18 protein-coding genes are annotated in these 17,015 nt (G+C 71.0%); 8 read left to right on the plus strand and 10 right to left on the minus strand.

The genetic code is table 11. From position 1 onward, the window contains the following. Positions 1-117: 117 nt before the first annotated feature. On the minus strand, positions 118-2,193 hold the full coding sequence (locus HDA45_RS33530; protein WP_184902149.1) for a PASTA domain-containing protein: 2,076 nt from the start codon (positions 2,191-2,193) through the stop codon (positions 118-120). A 184-nt stretch (positions 2,194-2,377) separates the two neighbouring features. On the opposite strand from HDA45_RS33530, the gene HDA45_RS33535 reads away from it, so the two are divergent. Beyond that, on the plus strand, positions 2,378-2,746 hold the full coding sequence (locus tag HDA45_RS33535) for an Rv2175c family DNA-binding protein (protein ID WP_184902151.1): 369 nt from the start codon (positions 2,378-2,380) through the stop codon (positions 2,744-2,746). On the opposite strand, the gene HDA45_RS33540 is transcribed toward HDA45_RS33535, so the two are convergent. After that, positions 2,715-3,893, minus strand: a complete 1,179-nt coding sequence (locus HDA45_RS33540; RefSeq protein WP_184902153.1) for an MFS transporter — start codon at positions 3,891-3,893, stop codon at positions 2,715-2,717. The two genes, HDA45_RS33535 and HDA45_RS33540, sit on opposite strands and share 32 nt — an antisense overlap. A 23-nt stretch (positions 3,894-3,916) precedes the next feature. Between HDA45_RS33540 and HDA45_RS33545 the strand changes: the two genes are divergently transcribed. Then, positions 3,917-4,468, plus strand: coding sequence for a CGNR zinc finger domain-containing protein (locus HDA45_RS33545; protein ID WP_184902155.1), 552 nt, complete (start codon positions 3,917-3,919; stop codon positions 4,466-4,468). Between the two features lie 129 nt (positions 4,469-4,597). Here the strand turns inward: HDA45_RS33545 and HDA45_RS33550 are convergent, their stop codons facing one another. The 5 genes from HDA45_RS33550 to HDA45_RS33570 form a co-directional block, all read right to left on the minus strand. Further along, positions 4,598-5,383, minus strand: coding sequence for an LLM class F420-dependent oxidoreductase (locus HDA45_RS33550; protein WP_184902157.1), 786 nt, complete (start codon positions 5,381-5,383; stop codon positions 4,598-4,600). Then, positions 5,380-6,309, minus strand: a complete 930-nt coding sequence (locus HDA45_RS33555; RefSeq protein ID WP_184902159.1) for a phytoene/squalene synthase family protein — start codon at positions 6,307-6,309, stop codon at positions 5,380-5,382. The genes HDA45_RS33550 and HDA45_RS33555 overlap by 4 nt, the downstream gene beginning before the upstream one ends. After that, positions 6,306-7,781, minus strand: a complete 1,476-nt coding sequence (crtI, locus tag HDA45_RS33560; protein WP_184902161.1) for a phytoene desaturase family protein — start codon at positions 7,779-7,781, stop codon at positions 6,306-6,308. The genes HDA45_RS33555 and crtI overlap by 4 nt, the downstream gene beginning before the upstream one ends. Further along, entirely contained in the window at positions 7,781-8,872 is a 1,092-nt protein-coding gene (locus HDA45_RS33565; RefSeq protein WP_184902163.1) for a polyprenyl synthetase family protein, read from the minus strand. The genes crtI and HDA45_RS33565 overlap by 1 nt, the downstream gene beginning before the upstream one ends. A 68-nt stretch (positions 8,873-8,940) precedes the next feature. Next, a complete protein-coding gene (locus tag HDA45_RS33570; RefSeq protein WP_184902165.1) occupies positions 8,941-9,489 on the minus strand; it encodes a CGNR zinc finger domain-containing protein in 549 nt (182 codons plus the stop codon). A gap of 47 nt (positions 9,490-9,536) precedes the next feature. Here HDA45_RS33570 and HDA45_RS33575 point away from each other — a divergent pair, with 47 nt between their 5' ends. Together HDA45_RS33575 and HDA45_RS33580 are read left to right on the plus strand one after the other, a co-directional pair. Continuing rightward, on the plus strand, positions 9,537-10,205 hold the full coding sequence (locus HDA45_RS33575) for an AzlC family ABC transporter permease (protein WP_184902167.1): 669 nt from the start codon (positions 9,537-9,539) through the stop codon (positions 10,203-10,205). Next, entirely contained in the window at positions 10,202-10,507 is a 306-nt protein-coding gene (locus HDA45_RS33580) for an AzlD domain-containing protein (RefSeq protein ID WP_184902169.1), read from the plus strand. The genes HDA45_RS33575 and HDA45_RS33580 overlap by 4 nt, the downstream gene beginning before the upstream one ends. Here HDA45_RS33580 and merB read toward each other — a convergent pair. Then, entirely contained in the window at positions 10,504-11,181 is a 678-nt protein-coding gene (gene merB, locus HDA45_RS33585; RefSeq protein WP_184902171.1) for an organomercurial lyase, read from the minus strand. The two genes, HDA45_RS33580 and merB, sit on opposite strands and share 4 nt — an antisense overlap. A gap of 120 nt (positions 11,182-11,301) precedes the next feature. On the opposite strand from merB, the gene metF reads away from it, so the two are divergent. From metF to HDA45_RS33600, 3 genes are all read left to right on the plus strand, one after another. Next, a complete protein-coding gene (gene metF, locus HDA45_RS33590; protein ID WP_184902173.1) occupies positions 11,302-12,186 on the plus strand; it encodes a methylenetetrahydrofolate reductase [NAD(P)H] in 885 nt (294 codons plus the stop codon). A 41-nt stretch (positions 12,187-12,227) separates the two neighbouring features. After that, complete coding sequence (locus tag HDA45_RS33595) at positions 12,228-13,913, plus strand: DUF885 domain-containing protein (RefSeq protein WP_184902175.1); 1,686 nt, start codon at positions 12,228-12,230, stop codon at positions 13,911-13,913. Positions 13,914-14,326: 413 nt separating this feature from the next. Further along, on the plus strand, positions 14,327-15,208 hold the full coding sequence (locus tag HDA45_RS33600; RefSeq protein ID WP_184902177.1) for a DMT family transporter: 882 nt from the start codon (positions 14,327-14,329) through the stop codon (positions 15,206-15,208). Here the strand turns inward: HDA45_RS33600 and HDA45_RS33605 are convergent. Both HDA45_RS33605 and HDA45_RS33610 read right to left on the minus strand, forming a co-directional pair. Beyond that, on the minus strand, positions 15,205-15,768 hold the full coding sequence (locus tag HDA45_RS33605) for a GNAT family N-acetyltransferase (RefSeq protein WP_184902179.1): 564 nt from the start codon (positions 15,766-15,768) through the stop codon (positions 15,205-15,207). The two genes, HDA45_RS33600 and HDA45_RS33605, sit on opposite strands and share 4 nt — an antisense overlap. Then, positions 15,765-16,295, minus strand: a complete 531-nt coding sequence (locus tag HDA45_RS33610; protein ID WP_184902181.1) for a YbaK/EbsC family protein — start codon at positions 16,293-16,295, stop codon at positions 15,765-15,767. Before HDA45_RS33610 ends, HDA45_RS33605 begins: the two co-directional genes overlap by 4 nt. 221 nt (positions 16,296-16,516) lie before the next feature. Here HDA45_RS33610 and HDA45_RS33615 point away from each other — a divergent pair, with 221 nt between their 5' ends. Beyond that, positions 16,517-16,999 (plus strand): SAV_6107 family HEPN domain-containing protein, encoded by a 483-nt coding sequence (locus HDA45_RS33615; RefSeq protein ID WP_184902183.1) that lies wholly within the window; start codon positions 16,517-16,519, stop codon positions 16,997-16,999. Positions 17,000-17,015 lie beyond the last annotated feature (16 nt).

Consider the following 17,015-nt stretch of genomic DNA (forward strand, 5'->3'; position numbering starts at 1 on the left):
TGGCAGTACGCGGGGCGAACCTGTCCGACCTGCCGCTCACGCCGTCAACGACCACCATGCGGCTCACGGTATCCGATGACCACGCCGGTACTGAACGGTTTCACCGCACCTTTCGCGTCACCCGAAGCCCCTGAGCCGCACTTTCGTGCCCTTCGGCACCTTCGTGCCCGGCTGCGGATCCTGCTGCAGGACGAAGTCGAAACCACCGTTTCCGCCGCCGTGGCCGTTGCCGTTTCCTCGACCCTCACGGTCGGCGTCCAGCCCGGCCTGGCGCAGGATCTGGATCGCCTCCTCCATCCGTTTGAAGGTCACATTGGGTACTTCGACGGCGTTCGAAACGAATACCCCGATCCGGCGGTTGCTGGCCTTGCCGCCGCCCTTCGGGTCGGTGCGGATCACCTGGCCTGCCGCGTACTGGTCCGAGAACTCCTCGCCCGCCTGGAACGGCTGGAAGCCCGCCTGCTGCAGGATCTGGAAGGCGGCGTCCTTGGCCTGGCCCGTGACGTCCGGGACCGGCGGAAGCGGTTCGGGGCCCTTCGACAGGATGAGCGTGACCTGTCCGCCGATGTTCAGCTGCGAACCGGGGCTCGGGTCGACGCGGATCACCTTGCCCTTGGCGACGTCGCTGTACTCCTGCTCGCCGAGGCCCGGGGTCAGCTGCGCGGCCTTGATCGCCGTCTCCGCGTCCTGCTGGCTCGTCCCGGCCTGGATGTCCGGCACGATCGGGCGGCCCTTGGACAGCACGACGTTGACCGTGGCGCCCGGCGCGAGCGACGTGCCCGCCGCCGGATCGGACCGGATCACCGTGTGCTGGGCGGCGGTGTCGCTGTACTCCTCGGTGTAGGCCGGGGTCAGCTTCGCCGACCGGAGCGCGTCACCGGCCGCGGCCTGGTTCATCCCGGTCAGCGCCGGCACCGACGACGAGGTCGGTCCGGTGTCGTTGAGGATGAAGGCGAACGCGCCGATCAGGCCGCCGAGGATCACCACCGCGGCCGCGATCATCAGGTAGAGGCGTTTGCGCGACTGCGGTTCGTCGTCGTCCGCGGTCGGTTTGGGACGCGGGGGAGGCGTCCGGGGCGGCTGGGCGGCGGGGAACTGCTGCTCCCGCTGTATCGCCTGGGTGCCGCGCGGGCCGGTGACCGGCATGGTCGCTTCGGCGACCGGCATGGTCGCTTCGGCGACCGGCGTCAGCACCGTCGTCGCGGTGGCGGGGTTCACCGCCGGGACGGCCGGGATGCCGGGGGTGGTGCGTTCGGCGTCGGTCTCCCGGTCGGCGTCCGCGGGCAGCGGCACGGGGACGCCGACCGCCGGGACACCGAGGGCGGTGCGCAGGTGGTTCAGCTCGGCGAGGAACGCCGCGGCGTCGGGCGGGCGCTGCGCGGGGTCGCGCCGGGTGGCGCGCAGGATCAGCTCGTCCAGCATCGGCGGGATGTCCGGGCGTAGTTCGCTCGGACGCGGGACGTCGTCGTTGACGTGCCGGTACGCCACCGAGAGCGCGGTGTCGCCGGTGTACGGCGCCCGCCCGGTGAGCATTTCGTACAGCAGGATCCCGGCCGAGTAGACGTCGCCGCTCGAGGTGGTCGCGCCGGTGGCGACCTGCTCGGGCGAGACGTAGGCGACGGTGCCGAGGATGACGCTCGAACTCGTGGTGCCCGCGCTCGCCATCGCGCGGACCAGGCCGAAGTCGCCCACCTTGACCACGCCGCCCGAGAGCGCCGTCCCGCCGCGTCCGATGAGCACGTTCTCCGGTTTGACGTCGCGATGCACCAGTCCGGCGGCGTGCGCCGCGGCCAGCGCGGACAGCACCGGCTCGGCGATGCTCAGCGCGAGCGCGACGTCCAGCGGACCGCGTTCGGCGAGCAGTTCGCGCAGGGTGCCGCCGTCGACGAGTTCCATGACCAGGAACGCGCGGCCGGACTCCTCCCCGCCGGGGGTGTCGAAGCCCTGGTCGTGCACCGCCACCACATGTGGATGGTGCAGCCGGGCCGCCGAACGGGCTTCCCGTTCGAAGCGCTCGACAAAGGACCTGTCGTCGGCGAACCGCGGGTCCATGATCTTGATGGCGACCTGGCGGTCCAAGCGGGTGTCGACGCCGCGGTACACCGACGACATCCCACCGCGTGCGAGCAGCTTGTCCACCCGGTAGCGGCCCTCGAGCAGAGTGCCCACCAGAGTGGGGTCCGTGCGTGTCACGGCTATGGATCGTACGGAAGTGCCCATGTTCTGGTGTACGGGACCTGGGTCGCCGGGGATCACGATTTCCGTCATTTCGTCGAATCGGCGGTATGCGTGAGCAATCGGACACTCTCCGTGATGGCGAGGTAGTCACCCATGCGTACCAATGGGGCGGAACGCGGAATGTGGCACAGTGTCACTTGTGAGTGGTATTCCCGTCGCCGACGACGTTCTCGATGCAGATGTGGCCGTTCTCCCGATTTCGGAGGTCGCGACCGCGCTGAACGTTTCGGCCAACAAGGTCCGCCAGATGCTGCGCGACGGTCACCTGATCGCCGTCCGGCGCAAGGGCGACCTGTACGTGCCGGTCGCGTTCCTGGTGAAGGACGGCGTGGTCAAGGGTCTGGCGGGCACCATCACCGTGCTCGCGGACTCCGGGTTCAGCCGGACGGAGATGCTGCGCTGGCTCTTCGCCGAAGACGAGACCTTGCCCGGGGCCACCCCGGTCAACGCGCTCCGCACCAGCCACGGCACCGAGGTCAAGCGGCGCGCGCAGGCGATGGCGTTCTAGTCCGCCCGGACGTTCTGAGCACGACATACGTCGCAGCCGCGAGCAGTTGGAATCCCGCCGCGGCACCTAATCCGGCGGTTACGGAGAGTGTGCTCAAGGGGCCCGCGGCCGCGGCACCCGTCGCGAGTCCGGTGATCTTCACGCTCGCCGCCGTCGTGAAAACCTGAGCCCGCACTTCCGGGGGCGCTTCGCGATGCCGGATGGCGAAAAGCGCCGAAAGTTGTGGTCCTTCGGCGAAACCGGCGAGTACAGCGGCGGCCAGCAGGGTCACCATGTCGTGTCCCGCCGCCGCGAGCAGGAAGCTCGCGCCCAGCAAGCCGGTGGTGACGAGCACGGTGCGGTCCGGCGGTGGCGGCCTGCGGGCCAGTACGGCGTTCGCGACCAGTGACGCGGCGGCCAGCACGGTGAGCAGGAGCGCGCCGAAGCCCGGGTTTCCCAGCCGTTGGGCGCCGAGCAGCGGATAGCAGACGACGGCGATCCCGATTCCGACGAAGGACACCGTGGACGTGGCGGTGGCCCGCAGCAGCGCGCGGTTGCGGAAGAGGACCGCGAACCCGGCGGCGAGCTGACGGCGGATCGGTCTCGCGGGTTTCGCTTCGGCGGCGGGGAGCGACCACGCCGCGGGGAAGGCCGCCGCGACCAGCGTGATCGCGACGGCCACCGCGGCCGGAGCGCCGGCGTAGGCGGCGACGAGCCCAGCCAGCCCCGGCCCGGCGAGGCTCGCGGCGGTGAACGTCATCGCGTCCAGTGCGCTGGCCTTCGCCAGCGGTGTCCCGCCGAGGACATGGGGCAGCTGCGCCGTCCAGCCGCCCGCCAGGGCCGGGTTGAGCAGCCCGGCCGCGACGGCCACCGCGATCGCGGCGGGGACTTCGACGAGCGCGAGCACCGCGCCGAGCCCGCCCGCGTAGGCGAGCAGCGCCCACGCCAGCAGCCGTCCGGGCCGGGCGCTGCGGTCGAGCAGCGCGCCGAGCAGCGGCCCGCCCGCCGCCGCGGCGATCGTCAGGCCCGCCAGCAGCGCGGATCCGGTGGCGGCCGAACCGTCGACGCTGATGCCGAGCAGGAGCAACGCCGGTCCGGATAGCTCGTCACCGGTTCGGGCGACCGTCGCACCGGTGAGGTAGACGGCGAGTCTGTAACGGCTTCTCATGAATGAGACGTTACAGTGGCTGCATGGCTTCGACGCAGCGGGATTTCCTGCCCGGCCGATCCGCGAGGGCGGCGGCGCAGCGCGCGGTGGATCTGGTGGTGGTCCTGCTCGGATCGGAACCGTCGGTTTCGGACGTCCAGGTCGTGCTGGAAGCGCACGGCGAGACTTCGGTCGAGCTGGGACCTTCGGATGTGGCGTCGTTGCGCGAGGCCGCCTTGGAGCTGCGGGAGGTGTTCGCGGCGCGGGATGTCGCGGAGGCCGCCGGGACGCTCAACCGGCTGCTGGCCCAGTACGCGCGTCCGCCGCGGCTGACCGACCACGATGCGGGGTTCGGCTGGCATCTGCACATCGACGACGCGGACGACGGGCCGTGGGCTGTGTGGCTGGTGACGTCGTCCGCGCTGGCGCTGGCGGTGCTGCTGGCGGACCGCCAGGCGCCACCGGGCGGACTGTGCGCCGCTTCGGGCTGTGGGAAGCCCTTCGCGCACTTAGGCGGGGGAAGTCCGCGTCGGTACTGCTCGACGCGGTGTGCGACCCGGGAGCGGGTCGCGGCTCACCGGCAGCAGCGCTCGTGAGTGGCGTTTCGGTCAGAGCCAAGCGTGTCTTGAGTGCTTGCTGGGTTCTGGCTGCGGTCCGTGAAGGGCCCCTTGCCTACTCTCAGGGTAGGGAAGGGGCCCTTCACGGACTTCAAACGACCAGGTAGCTCAGGCCTGCTTGTCGCGCCAAGCGATCCAGGACCGCAGCTTGTCCAGGTTGTAGTCCGGTCCGCCGGTCGCCACGGTGAACAGCGAGACACCCTGCTCCAGCAGCTTCGGGCCCAGCTCCTCGGGCTCGCCCTCGACGGCGACCGAACGCTCGATCTCCTTCGGGTCCCGGCCGACGTCGGCGCAGTGCTGGTCGAGGATCTTCACCTTGCGCTCGACGACCTCCGGGTCGCCGAAGCCGTGCCAGATGTCGGCGTGCTTCGCGACCAGGCGCAGCGTCTTCTTCTCGCCGCCGCCACCGATCAGCACCGGGATCTTGCGGACCGGCTGCGGGTTCAGCTTCCCGAGCCTGCTTTCGATCCGCGGGAGCGCCTCGGCGAGGTTGTCGAGCCGCCCGCCCGCGGTGCCGAACTCGTAGCCGTACTCGTCGTAGTCCTTCTCGAACCAGCCGGAGCCGATGCCGAGGATCAGCCGCCCGTCGGAGATGTTGTCGACGGTGCGCGCCATGTCGGCCAGCAGCTCGGGGTTGCGGTAGCTGTTGCACGTCACCAGCGCGCCGATCTCGACCCGTGACGTGGACTCCGCCCAGGCGCCCAGCATGGTCCAGCACTCGTAGTGCAGGCCCTCGGGCTCGCCGTACAGCGGATAGAAGTGGTCCCAGTTGAACACGATGTCCACACCGAGGTCTTCGGCTTCCGAAGCCGCCCGCCGGATCGCCTTGTACTCGGCGTGCTGCGGCTGCAGCTGCACGCCGATCCGGATCTTCCTGTTCGCAGCAGAGGTCATGATCGCACCTTAAGCCTGGAGTTGCTCCACGCGCTCGCCAGTAACCTCGGCAGGGCGACGGCCGCGCGACGACGGCGGGGCACGACGGCGCGCGTGTTCAGCACGTCGTAACCGAGAGCCACGATCTCGTCGAGAATGCCTTCGTAGAGTACGAGCGCCGTCCGCACGCAATCCCGGGATTCTTCGCGCAGCAACGGGATTCCCGCTTCGGCGCGGCGGTACACCGCCCGGTTGCGCGCGACGGACACGGCCAGCGCGCGCCGCACCCGCCGGTCCGGCAGCCCGCGGGCGCGCGACCATTCGAGCAGTTCCCTGTCGACGCCGAACGCGGCCAGTTCCCCGGTGGGCAGGTACAGCCTTCCCCGGTCGAGGTCCTCGCCGATGTCGCGCAGGAAGTTGGTCAGCTGGAACGCCTCGCCCAGCGCGGCCGCGCCGGGAACGGCCTCCGCGACCGGGACGACGGTGCCGAAGACCGGCAGCATCTGCAGGCCGATCACCTCGGCCGAACCGTGGACGTACTCCCGGAGATCGGCGTAGGTCGCGTACTCGGTGATCTTGAGGTCCATCGCCATCGACCGCAGGAAGGCGTCGAACAGCTCGCGGTCCAGATCGTGGCGCCGCACGGTGTCGGCGAGCGCGGCCAGCACCGGATCGGTGGGCGCGGCGCCGTCGAAGACCCGCGCGAGACGTTCCGCGACCTCGTCCAGCGCGACCGCGGGATCGGTGCCGGGCGCGGGATTGTCGACCAGTTCGTCCGCCATCCGCGCGAAGCCGTACAGCGCGTGCGCGAACGGCCGCGTCCGCGGCGGCAGCAGCCGGGTCGCGAGGAAGAACGTGCGGCCGTAGTGCGCGTTGATGCGGCGGCATTCGGTGTACGCCGACCGCAACGCCGGCGCCGTGATGCCCGCGGCGTCGAGTTCGTTCATCGGCCGGTGACCCTCCCCGCCGCGAGCCTGCCGGAGATCACCACCGGCGGGATGCCGACGCCCGGCGTGGTCCCGCAGCCGGCCAGTACGACGTTTTCCGCCGCCCGCACCAGGTTTCCCGGCCGGAACGGGCCGGTCTGGGCGAAGGTGTGCGCGAGTGAGAACGGGGTGCCCGCGGTGAGGCCGCGCTTCGCCCAGTCCGCCGGGGTGATCGTTTCGTCGATGGTGAAGCCGCCCGCGAAGCCGGTCAGGCCGCGCTTTTCCAGCGTGCGCAGGAGTTCCTCGCGATAGGCGGGGCCGACCCTGTCCCAGTCGATCTTCCCGCGGCGCAGGTTCGGCGCCGGGGCCAGCACCGAGATCACCTGGCCGCCGCCGGGGGCGAGCCCCGGTTCGGTCGCGGTCGGGCGCGTCACCAGCAGCGACGGATCGCTCATCAGCCTGCCCTCGCGGATGATCTCCGAGAACGTCTTTTCCCAGGCGTGACCGAAGAAGATGTTGTGGTGGCCCAATTCCGGCCAAATTTTCGGCGTGTGCCCGTGCAGCACGACGGCCGACGGCGAGTACCGCAGCGGCAGCGGCCGGCGGGGACGGGCGCCGAGCAGCCGGTACGCGGTGCCGAGCTCGGTCGCGAGAACCACGGTGTCGCAAGGGATCCGCTCGCCCGAGCGGGTCCGCACCGCGCGCACCCGCGAGGAAACCCGTTCCAGCCAAGCGGCTTCGGTGCCGAAGCGCACTTCGGCACCGGCCCGTTCGGCCGCGCCCGTCAGTGCCCGTGCGATCTCGCCCATCCCGCCCGACGGGTAGTAGACCCCGCCGACGGTGTCCATGAAGGAGATGACGCCGTACGCGCCGATCGCGCGGGCCGGGTCGAGTCCCGCGTAGAGCGCCTGGAAGGAGAACAGGCGGCGCACCCTGTCGTCGCGCAGGAATCCGCCGATCTTCGGGCCGAGCCGTCCGAAACCGCCCAGTGCGGCCAGTTTCGCCAGTTCCGGGCGGACGAGATCGAGCGGGGAGTCGAAGTTCGCGCCGATGAAGTGGTCCTTCTGGACCGCGTACAACTCGGTCAGCCAGCGTCGCAGCCGACGGTACCCCTCGGCTTCGGCCGGACCGGCGGCCGCGCGGATCTCGGCCTCCATCGCCGCCGCTTCGGTGTGCACGGCGATGGTGCTGCCGTCGGCGAACCTCGCGCGATAGGCCGGGTCGAGCCGTGTCAGCGTCAGGTTGTCCGCCAAGGATTCGCCGACCGCCGAGAAGGCCTCGTCGAGCAGTTCCGGCATGGTCAGCACGCTGGCCCCGGTGTCGACGGTGTTGCCGCCGAAATCCGCCTGCCCGGCACGACCGCCGGGGCTCTTGTCCTGCTCCAGCAGGGTCACCCGGCGTCCGGCGCCGAGTAGGTGCAGCGTCGCCGAAAGCCCGGCGAGCCCGCCACCGATCACCACCACGTGGTCACTCGGACCGGTGACGGTGCGCATCAGTAAGTCCGCTGGGTCGCCTTGACGACCAGCCCGGTCAGCGCGGCGGGAGCGGGCTCGGCCAGGTGGGCGCGGTCCAACGCCGCCATCGCGGACTCGGTGAGCTCGTCGATGCGGCGTTCCACCGCGTCGACGGCGCCGACGTCCTGCAGCGCCTCACGCACCGTCTCGACGGCGTCTTCGGACAGGTGCGCGTCGCCGATGGCGTCGGAGATGACCTTCGCCGCCGCGTCCTTGCCCTGCTCGGCCGCCCTTTGGAGGCCCAGCGCGACCAGCAGCGTCCGCTTGCCCTCGCGCAGGTCGTCGCCCGCGGGCTTGCCGGTGACCGACGGGTCGCCGAAGACGCCGAGCAGATCGTCGCGCAGCTGGAACGCCACGCCCACCTCGTCGCCGAACTCGCGCAGCGTCGCTATCAGGGCGTCGTCGGCGCCGCCGAGCGCGGCACCGAGGTGCAACGGGCGCTGGACGGTGTACGCGGCGGTCTTGAGCTTGCAGATGTGCAGCGCGGCCTCGGGGGAGGCGTCGCCGGTGGCCTGCGTGCGGACGTCGAGGTACTGACCGGCGAGCACCTCGGTGCGCATCGCGCGCCACGCGGGCCGCGCGGCGGCCAAGGCGGCGGGCGGGAGCGGGGCCTCGCCGAACATGTCGTCGGCCCAGGCCAGCGCGAGGTCGCCGACCAGGACGGCGGTCGCGAGCCCGAACGTGCTCGGCGAACCCAGCCAGCCGCTGTCGGCGTGGAGCTTCGCGCCCGCGATGTGCACCGTCGGTGAACCGCGGCGCGAATCGGAGGAATCGATGAGGTCGTCGTGGATCAGCGCGCACGCCTGGATCAGCTCCAGGCTCGCCACGGCCTGCAGCACGCCTTCGACGTCCGGACCCGCCGGATCGCCGCCCGCGCCGCGCCAGCCCCACCAGGCGAACGTCGGGCGCAGGCGTTTGCCGCCGCCCAGCACGAATCCGGCCAGCGCGTCGATCCCGACTCCGACGGTCGGTTCGGTGCGGCGGATTTCGGCACCGGCACGCTCGAGGAACCCGGCCAGCGCCCGCTCGACGTGGGCGGGCAGATCGGCGTCGTAGGCGGACGTGTCCATGAGCACATCCTCCGGGAAGGACGCCGCCGTGACCCAGTCGGGTGCCGTGGAATGTGGCGAAGCAGACGTCAACCGCGGCCCTTGTCGTAATGCCGCTTCGCCCGCGCCCGGTTCCCGCAGTCCGACGAACTGCACCATCGCCGCGACCGGTTGCGCGTCTGGTCGGTGAAGATCCAGCCGCACCCCGGCCCCTCGCACTCCCGGATCCGCGCGAGGTCACCGGATCGCAGCAACTCCTCGGCCGACAGCGCGAGCGCGTGCGGCAGCGCGGCGCCGTCCGTCAGCGGCACCGTCCATCGCAGCGGCAAGGACGGCGCGAGTCCGGCGTGGCGATACGCCGCGAGCAGCGCCTTCCTCAGCGCCGTGACCTCCGGCGGATCCGACACGAGTACGCCGTAGAGCGTCTCGCGGAAGGACTTCACCGTTTCCAGGACGGCCTCGGAGATCTCCAGCCGTTCGGCGCCCGCGCCGACCAGGACGACCCATTCGGACAGCCGTCCCGGAGCCGAAAGCCGGTCTTCCCGCCTGGCCGGATCGCGTCGCCAGGAAACGGTGTTGACCAGGTCCAGCGGCACACTGCCGCCGATGCTGTCGTACCCGTCCCAGTGGCCGTCCACGAATCCTCCTAATGGTCAAACTCAGTTTAGCTTGTTAGGGTCGAGCCATGACAACGCTCCGGCAGCGCTACCTGTCCGGTGCCCGCGTCGGGCTCGGCCTGGGTGTCGCGACCTTCGTCCTCGGTGTCACTTTCGGCGCCTACAGCCAGACTCTGAACTGGGGGATCGCGGCGCCGGTGGTCGCGTCGATCGTCGTGTTCTCCGGCTCGGCCCAGTTCGCGATGGCCACCGCGCTCGCGGGCGGCGGCAACCTCGCCGTCGCGGTCGGCGCCGCGGCCCTGATCAACGCCCGTTTCCTCCCGATGGGCGCAGCGGTCGCCGCGGACCTGCGCGGCGGGCGTCTGCGCCGCGCGTGGGAGGGCCAGGCCGTCGTCGACGGTTCGTGGGTCGCCGCCCACCTCGGCGGAGGCCGCTTCGACCGCGAGAAACTCATCGGCTGCACGCTCGTCCAGTTGCCCGCGTGGGTGCTGGGCACCGTGCTCGGTGTCGTGGCCGCGCCACCGCCGGACGTCGTCGCGCGTTTCGGTCTCGACGTCGTGTTCCCCGGTTTCTTCCTGGTCCTGCTCATCGACGAGATGCGCCGTTCGCGCGAGGCCGTCCAGACGGCGGCGCTCGCCGCCTGCCTGGCCGGGGTCCTGGTGCTGTTCGTGCCGGTCGGGCTCGCGCTGATCGGCGCCGCGGCCGCCGCGCTGCTGGGCCTGGGGGTGCGGCGATGACGCTCTGGATCGCCATCGCCGCCGTCGCGCTGGTCAGCATCGGGTTCAAGGCGGCGGGCCCGGTCCTGCTCGGCGACCGGGAACTGCCGCCCCGCCTGGCCGGGGTGATCGCGCTGCTCGCACCCGCCCTGCTGGCCGGGCTCGTGCTCACCGACTTGACCGGTCCGGCCTGGTCCGGGGTCGACTGGACGCTTTGCGCGGGCCTGGCCGCGATCGCGGTGACCTACGTGCTGCGCGTACCCGTGCTCGCCGCGATCCTCTGCGGCGTCGTCGTGACCGCCGCGCTGCGGTTCCTGCTCTAGCCCCAGAACGGGCCGCTCAGCCCCGCCTGCTCGAAGTACGCGACCGCGGCGGCCGGGTTCCGGCGGGTGTAGCCGTGGTCGAGCCTGCCCTCGTACCAGCCGGCCGCGAGCCGCCACAACGTCGCCAGATCCATGACGTAACCCTTGTCCTGACCCGTTTCCGTGAGCCATCCGTCCACACAGGACTCGCCGCAGAACAGCCGCTGGTTGCCGCAGGTGTGCACGACGTCGTCCCACATCCGCGCCGCCGGGACCAGGAAGTGCGCGACCAGTCCACCCTTCGGCGGGGTCCGGTCGTTCACCATCAGGGCCTGCGGCTCACCGCAACCGCGGCAACGGGTGGACACCAGCACCTCGGGTTCGGCCTTGACCAGATGGGGGATCGCGAACGCGTCCCACGCGCAGCCGCCCCACCACAGCGTGCGTTCGCCCATCACCGAGAATCCGAGCGGGATCGCCGCGAACGGATGCGCCATCGTGACGTGTTCGCGGGCGTCGAGGACGAGGTGCCGTTGCTCCGCGAGCCGGTGCAGCGCCTGTTTCGCCACCGCGAGCGAGCCGTGGGCGGCGTCGGCCAGTTCCGGCGCCGTCGGCGGCCTCCCGTGTTCGGCGAACGCGCGGTAGACCGCGACTCGGACGTCTTCGTCCCAGCTGGTGTCGTCTTCGGCACTCATGGCTCCCGAGTCTCCCCAGGTCGGCGCCGGTCGGCAACCGTTGGCGAGTGGCCCGTGTCGCACGTCCAGTGCCTGAGAGGGGGCTCCCAGAGAGCGGACTTTCCCCTTTACGATGGCGGCATGACGTCGGTGGTCGAGCGGTTGCAGGGTGATGGTCCCGTTTTCTCCATCGAGTTCTTCCCGCCTCGCGACGCGGCCGACGAGGCCGTGCTGTGGAAGTCGATCCGGGAACTCGAGCCGTTGGACCCGGCGTACATGTCGATCACCTACGGTGCCGGCGGCTCCAGCCGTGACGGCACGATCCGCAGCATCGCCCGCGTCGCCACCGAGACCACGTTGGTGCCGATGGCGCACCTCACCGCCGTGAACCACTCCGTCGCGGAACTGCGCAACGTCATCGGCTGGTACGCCGCCGTCGGCGTGCGGAACATCCTCGCGCTGCGGGGCGACCCGCCTGGCGACGTCTACGGCGACTGGGTGCCGCATCCGGACGGGCTCAACTACGCCGAAGAGCTCGTCGAACTGGTGCGTTCGCTCGGCGACTTCTGCGTCGGCGTCTCGGCCTTCCCGTACGGCCACCCGAGGTCGGCGAATCTCGAGGCCGACACCGAATACCTCGTGCGCAAGCTGCGCGCGGGCGCGGATTTCGCGATCGCGCAGCTGTTCTTCGAACCCGAAGACTTCCTCCGCCTGCGTGACCGGGTGGCCGCGACCGGCTGCGAGGCGCTGGTCATCCCCGGCATCATGCCGCTGACCACGCTGCGGACGCTGCACACGTCGATCAAGCTTTCCGGCGCGCCCGCGCCGCGACGGCTCCTCGACCGGCTCGAACCGCTGGCCGACGACCCGAAGTCCTTCCGCGCGGCGGGGATCGACGCGGTGACCGAACTGTGCGAGCGGCTCATCGCCGAAGGCGTCCCCGACCTGCACTTCTATACGTTCAACCGGTCCAAGGCCACGCGTGAGGTGGTCAGCAGGCTCGGTCTGGTCCCGGCCCGCGCGTAACCGCGTACCGAGTCGCCCGTCGTCCCGGTAGCGTGCCTGGCATGGCTTCGACCGCGCAAAGTGTGCACCAGATCTGTGACAGGTACGTCGACGAGTACGCCGCGGCCGATCCGGTCACCGCGACGACGTTCGGCATCTCCGGATACGACGACCAGCTGACCGACTACTCGCCTGCCGGGCACGCCGCCCGGGCCGCGATCGCCTCCCGCGCGCTGGCCGACATCGAAGCGGCCGAGCCGCGCGACGACGGCGAACGCGCGGCCAAGGCGGTCTTCGTCGAGCGGATCGGGCTGATCCTGGAGATCCACGAGGCGGGTCTCGACCTCGCCGAATTGAACGTGATCGAGAGTCCCGCGCAGAACCTGCGGATGGTCTTCGACCTCATGCCCGCCGAGACCGAGTCCGACTGGGCGACCATCGCCGCCCGCATGACCAAGGTCTCCGGGTCGCTCGACCAGTACCGCGCGTCGCTGCTCGCCGCCGCCGACGCGGGCCGCGTCGCGGCGCTCCGCCAGGTCGGCAAGGTCGCCGAGCAGGCCGAGACCTGGGCGGGACTCAAGGAAGAGACCGGGTTCTTCACCACGCTGATCTCCGGGGCGAAGGACGTGAGCGCGACGCTTCGCACCGAGCTCGAGCGTTCCGCCCACGCCGCGCAGGAGGCGTACGCGGAGTTCGCCGGATTCCTCCGCGCCGAGCTCGCCCCGCTGGCCCCGGCCAAGGACGCCGTCGGCGCCGAGGTCTACCAGCTGTGGTCCCGGATGTTCACCGGAGCCACCCTCGACCTGGACGAGGCCTACGCCTGGGGCTGGGCCGAGTTCACCCGCATCGAAGCGGAGATGCGCGAGGTCGCGAACCGGATCAAACCCGGCGCCACCCTCGCCGAAGCGGCCGCCGTCCTCGACGCCGATCCGAAGTACGTCGTGCGCGGCCGGTCGGAATTCCAGGCCTGGATGCAGAACCTGTCCGACAACGCGCTGAAGTCGTTGCGGGGCAAGCACTTCGACATCTCCGACCAGGTCATGGAGCTGGAGTGCAAGATCGCCCCGCCCGGCGGCACCGTCGGCGCGTACTACACCGGCCCGAGCGAGGACTTCTCCCGCCCCGGCCGCATGTGGTGGTCGCTGCCGCAGGGCCGCGACGAGTTCACCACCTGGCGTGAGGTCAGCACCGTCTATCACGAGGGCGCGCCCGGCCATCACCTGCAGATCGCGACCGCCGTCGACCAGTCCGCCTCGCTGAACAAGTACCAGCGGCTGCTGGCGTTCACCTCCGGGCACGCCGAGGGCTGGGCGCTGTACTCCGAGCGGCTGATGGAGGACCTCGGGTTCCTCGCCGACGACGGTGAACTGCTCGGCATGCTGTCCGAGCAGTTGTTCCGCGCCGCACGCGTGATCGTCGACATCGGCATGCACCTGGAACTGGAGATCCCGGCGGGCACCGGCTTCCACGAGGGCGAGCGGTGGACGCCCGAGCTGGGCCTGGAATTCATGCTCACCCGGACCGTCACCGACCCGGCCCACGTGCACGACGAGATCGACCGCTACCTGGGCTGGCCGGGGCAGGCGCCGTCGTACAAACTCGGCGAACGCCTCTGGCTCGCCGCGCGCGACGAAGCCCGTGCCCGGCAGGGCGACGCTTTCGACATCAGGCAGTTCCACACACGGGCGCTCGCGCTCGGCGGGATGGGCCTGGACACGCTGCGGGAGATGCTGGCCGCCCTGGACTGAGCCCGGTCCCTGGTGCTCACTGCTGTCGCCGATGTCGCGAAAGCCACTTTCAGGACATCAGACGTCCCGAAAGTGGCTTTCGCGACATGGTCCGGTGGACGACTCGTGGTGAGACCCGGCCGCGCGGTGTGTCGTCCGTCCAATCACGCGTGTCGTCCGTCTGAGCACGCGTGTTGCCCACCCACTCACGGATCCGCCGCGCCCCATGCCGCAATTCACGTGCCCCGCCGCCGTCCCCTTGCTACGTTCGGACCGTGCACCGGATCTTCCTCGTCACCCCACCCCCCGCCTCCTGAGCGGGGTGTTCGCGGCCGCACGGCGTTCCAGCCGTCCGGCCTCTTCGTGATGCGCTAGAAGCACCCCGCGTCGTCGACGTCCCTTTCCGACAGACACAGACGCAGGAGCGTTTCCCCATGTCCGTTGCCGTACCCACGCGCGCCCGCTCGTCGGCCGCGCTCGTCCTCGCCGGCGTCCTCTGGGGGACCGGCGGTCTCGCCGGATCCCTGCTCGCCTCCCGCGCGGGACTCCATCCGCTGAGCGTCGCCGCGTACCGGCTGCTCATCGGCGGTGTGATCGCCACCGGCTACCTCTGGCTCATCGGAGGCCTCCGCGGCCTTCCCCGCACGGCGCGGGTCCGCCGTCGCCTCCTGACGGTCGGCGGCCTGTTCGCGCTCTTCCAGACCAGCTATTTCGTCGCGGTCTCGCTGAGTTCGGTGAGTGTCGCGACCATGACCACCATCGGCAGCGCGCCCGTGCTGCTCGCCGTCGCGACGGCCGTCAAGTCCCGGAAGCTCCCTTCGACGTGGACCGCGGTGTCCCTGGCCGGGTCCTTGACCGGACTCGTGCTGCTGCAAGGGACGGCAGGGGAAGAGGCCGGCGCCGCGGGAGTGCTGTTCGCGTTGCTCGCCGCGGCCGGGTTCGCCGCTCTGACACTGGTGACGGCAAGCCGCGTCGAGGGGCTGGATCCCTTGCCCACCACGGCTTTCGGTTGCCTGATCGGCGGTGCGGTGCTGGCACCCGCGGCGCTGTGGTTCGGAATGGCCCTGCCGGCGCGGGCCGACGTGTTCGCCCTCGTCCTCTACTTCGGCGTCGTGCCGACGGCGCTGGCCTACGCCGCGTACTTCCGCGGCCTCGAAGGCGCGCATCCCGTGCCGGCGGCGTTGTCCGCCCTGCTCGAACCGCTCACGGCCGCACTGCTGTCCGCGGCCGTGCTGGGGGAGCGGCTCGGCGCCGCCGGTTGGTGCGGCGCGGCGGTGCTCATCGCCGCGCTCGCCGTCGCCTACTCGAAGCCTTAGAGCGGCAGCGTCCGGCCGAGGATCGCGAACGCCCTCGGATCCCCGGCGAAGTGGTAATCCCGCAGCACGTCGACGAATCCGACGCGCCGGTACAGGTTCCAGGCCCGGCTGGTGCCTTCCGGCGTGGAAAGGAGGACGTGGGCGCTGGGAACGCCGTCGAGCAGCCGTCGCAGGAGGTCTTCGCCGATCCGCTTCCCCTGGCTTTCGGGGCTGACGTGGATCTCGGTGAGCTCGAAGTAGTCGGACATCCAGTGCTCGGCGGCGGCCTGGCCGTCACGGCGGGTCAAGCCGTGGCGGACCTGCTCGTGCCACCACTGGCCGCCGCGGCCCTTGTAGCCGTAAGCGAGCCCGAGCAGGACGCCATCCGCGTCGAGCGCGGCCATACAGCGCCAGCCTTCGCGCAGCGCGTGCGTGAGCCACATCGGCGCGCGTTGTTCCGCCGTGCCTTCGGGATAGCGCATGGCGTCGACGTAGATGGTCAGCGCCTCGGGGAGCCGGGCGCGGAACTCGTCCGCGGACAGCTGGACGTAGCGGGTGCATTCCGAGGACATCGCGGTCACGGGCGCCCATCCTGCCCGTCGCCCGCGACGTCCGCGGGAGTGCCCCCGGTCAGCGCGACGAGACCGTCGAATGTCGTGGGGTACACCGACTTCGGATGCCCTGCGGCGGCCCAGACGACGTCGTGAGCGCGTAACGCGGTGTCGACGAAAGTGGTCAACGCCTTCGGGTGACCGACCGGGGCGACGCCGCCGATGGGCTGCCCGGTGTGCGCGCGGACGAAATCCGCGTCCGCCTTGCCGATCTCGTCGGCGCCTGACGACACGGCGAGGATGCCGGTGTCGGCGCGGTGCGCGCCCGAGGTCAGCGCGAGCAGCGCCGTCTCCTCGTCACCGGTGCGGCTGCGGAACACGAGGCTGTTCGCGATCGCGCCGACCTCGACACCGAGCGCTTCGGCGGCCTGCGCGGCCGTGCGGACTTCGGCGGGGAGGATCCGGATCCCGTCCGCGGCGACCTGCTGACCCGCCTCGGCGAGCGCGGCCGCGACCTTGGCCACCGAGGGATGACCGGACTGGTCGATGGTGCTCATGAGCCTATGAGATCACGTGGCCGATCCCGTGTCCCGCGCCACATGCGGCGATCACCCCGCTACGGGGTTGAAGAAAGGGGCACGTCAGGGTTACATTGGTCTTGTTCGAACAGACGTTCGACATTCGGTGAGCGCGCACCGGTAGGTGCCCGGCGCGGGGGCGGGGGAAGCGCCTCGGCGCCGGGCACCGGCCGGCGCTCACGTACAGGAGGAGGGTCGTCATGTCCGTTTCGGTCGTGTCCCCCGACGAAGCCGAGAGGCCGGGGGGCACCGCGCAGCCCGCCCTGCCGATGTCGTTGCGCCCGCCGGCACCACCCGCGGCGGTCTCCTTGTACGCACAGGCAAGGCGCGGCCTCGGCGAAGCGGAGCGGGAGACCGATCCCGCGGAGCGGTTCATCGGGGCGTATCTCGCCGCGCTGAGGGGTGCCGCGGCGGTGCTGGAGGCGCGTGGCCGCCCGCACCGGGGCCGGGCCCGGCCCGCGAGCGGCTGGGTGCTGCTCGACTCCGTGGCGCCCGAGCTGAAGGAGTGGGCGGCGTTCTTCGCGGCCAACTCGGCGACGCGGGCCGCCGCGCAGGCCGGCATCACCGGGAAGGTCACCGTCGAAATGGCGGACGAGCTGGTCCGTGCCGCCACCGTGTTCCTGGAACTGGTGCGACGGGTGGTGCACGGGCTGCCGATGGGTGATTCGGCGTATGTCGCCTGAATCACCGCGGAGAGGG

Source organism: Amycolatopsis umgeniensis (genome assembly GCF_014205155.1).
Lineage (GTDB): Bacteria > Actinomycetota > Actinomycetes > Mycobacteriales > Pseudonocardiaceae > Amycolatopsis > Amycolatopsis umgeniensis.

Excerpts from the sequence above, each read along its gene's own strand:
- HDA45_RS33595 (WP_184902175.1), top strand. The coding sequence starts at position 12,228 with ATGGCTTCGACCGCGCAAAGTGTGCACCAGATCTGTGACAGGTACGTC.
- HDA45_RS33615 (WP_184902183.1), top strand. The coding sequence starts at position 16,517 with ATGTCCGTTTCGGTCGTGTCCCCCGACGAAGCCGAGAGGCCGGGGGGC.
- HDA45_RS33565 (WP_184902163.1), bottom strand. The coding sequence starts at position 8,872 with ATGGACACGTCCGCCTACGACGCCGATCTGCCCGCCCACGTCGAGCGG.
- HDA45_RS33550 (WP_184902157.1), bottom strand. The coding sequence starts at position 5,383 with ATGACCTCTGCTGCGAACAGGAAGATCCGGATCGGCGTGCAGCTGCAG.
- crtI (WP_184902161.1), bottom strand. The coding sequence starts at position 7,781 with ATGCGCACCGTCACCGGTCCGAGTGACCACGTGGTGGTGATCGGTGGC.
- HDA45_RS33545 (WP_184902155.1), top strand. The coding sequence starts at position 3,917 with ATGGCTTCGACGCAGCGGGATTTCCTGCCCGGCCGATCCGCGAGGGCG.
- HDA45_RS33575 (WP_184902167.1), top strand. The coding sequence starts at position 9,537 with ATGACAACGCTCCGGCAGCGCTACCTGTCCGGTGCCCGCGTCGGGCTC.
- merB (WP_184902171.1), bottom strand. The coding sequence starts at position 11,181 with ATGAGTGCCGAAGACGACACCAGCTGGGACGAAGACGTCCGAGTCGCG.
- metF (WP_184902173.1), top strand. The coding sequence starts at position 11,302 with ATGACGTCGGTGGTCGAGCGGTTGCAGGGTGATGGTCCCGTTTTCTCC.
- HDA45_RS33600 (WP_184902177.1), top strand. The coding sequence starts at position 14,327 with ATGTCCGTTGCCGTACCCACGCGCGCCCGCTCGTCGGCCGCGCTCGTC.
- HDA45_RS33580 (WP_184902169.1), top strand. The coding sequence starts at position 10,202 with ATGACGCTCTGGATCGCCATCGCCGCCGTCGCGCTGGTCAGCATCGGG.
- HDA45_RS33540 (WP_184902153.1), bottom strand. The coding sequence starts at position 3,893 with ATGAGAAGCCGTTACAGACTCGCCGTCTACCTCACCGGTGCGACGGTC.
- HDA45_RS33610 (WP_184902181.1), bottom strand. The coding sequence starts at position 16,295 with ATGAGCACCATCGACCAGTCCGGTCATCCCTCGGTGGCCAAGGTCGCG.
- HDA45_RS33555 (WP_184902159.1), bottom strand. The coding sequence starts at position 6,309 with ATGAACGAACTCGACGCCGCGGGCATCACGGCGCCGGCGTTGCGGTCG.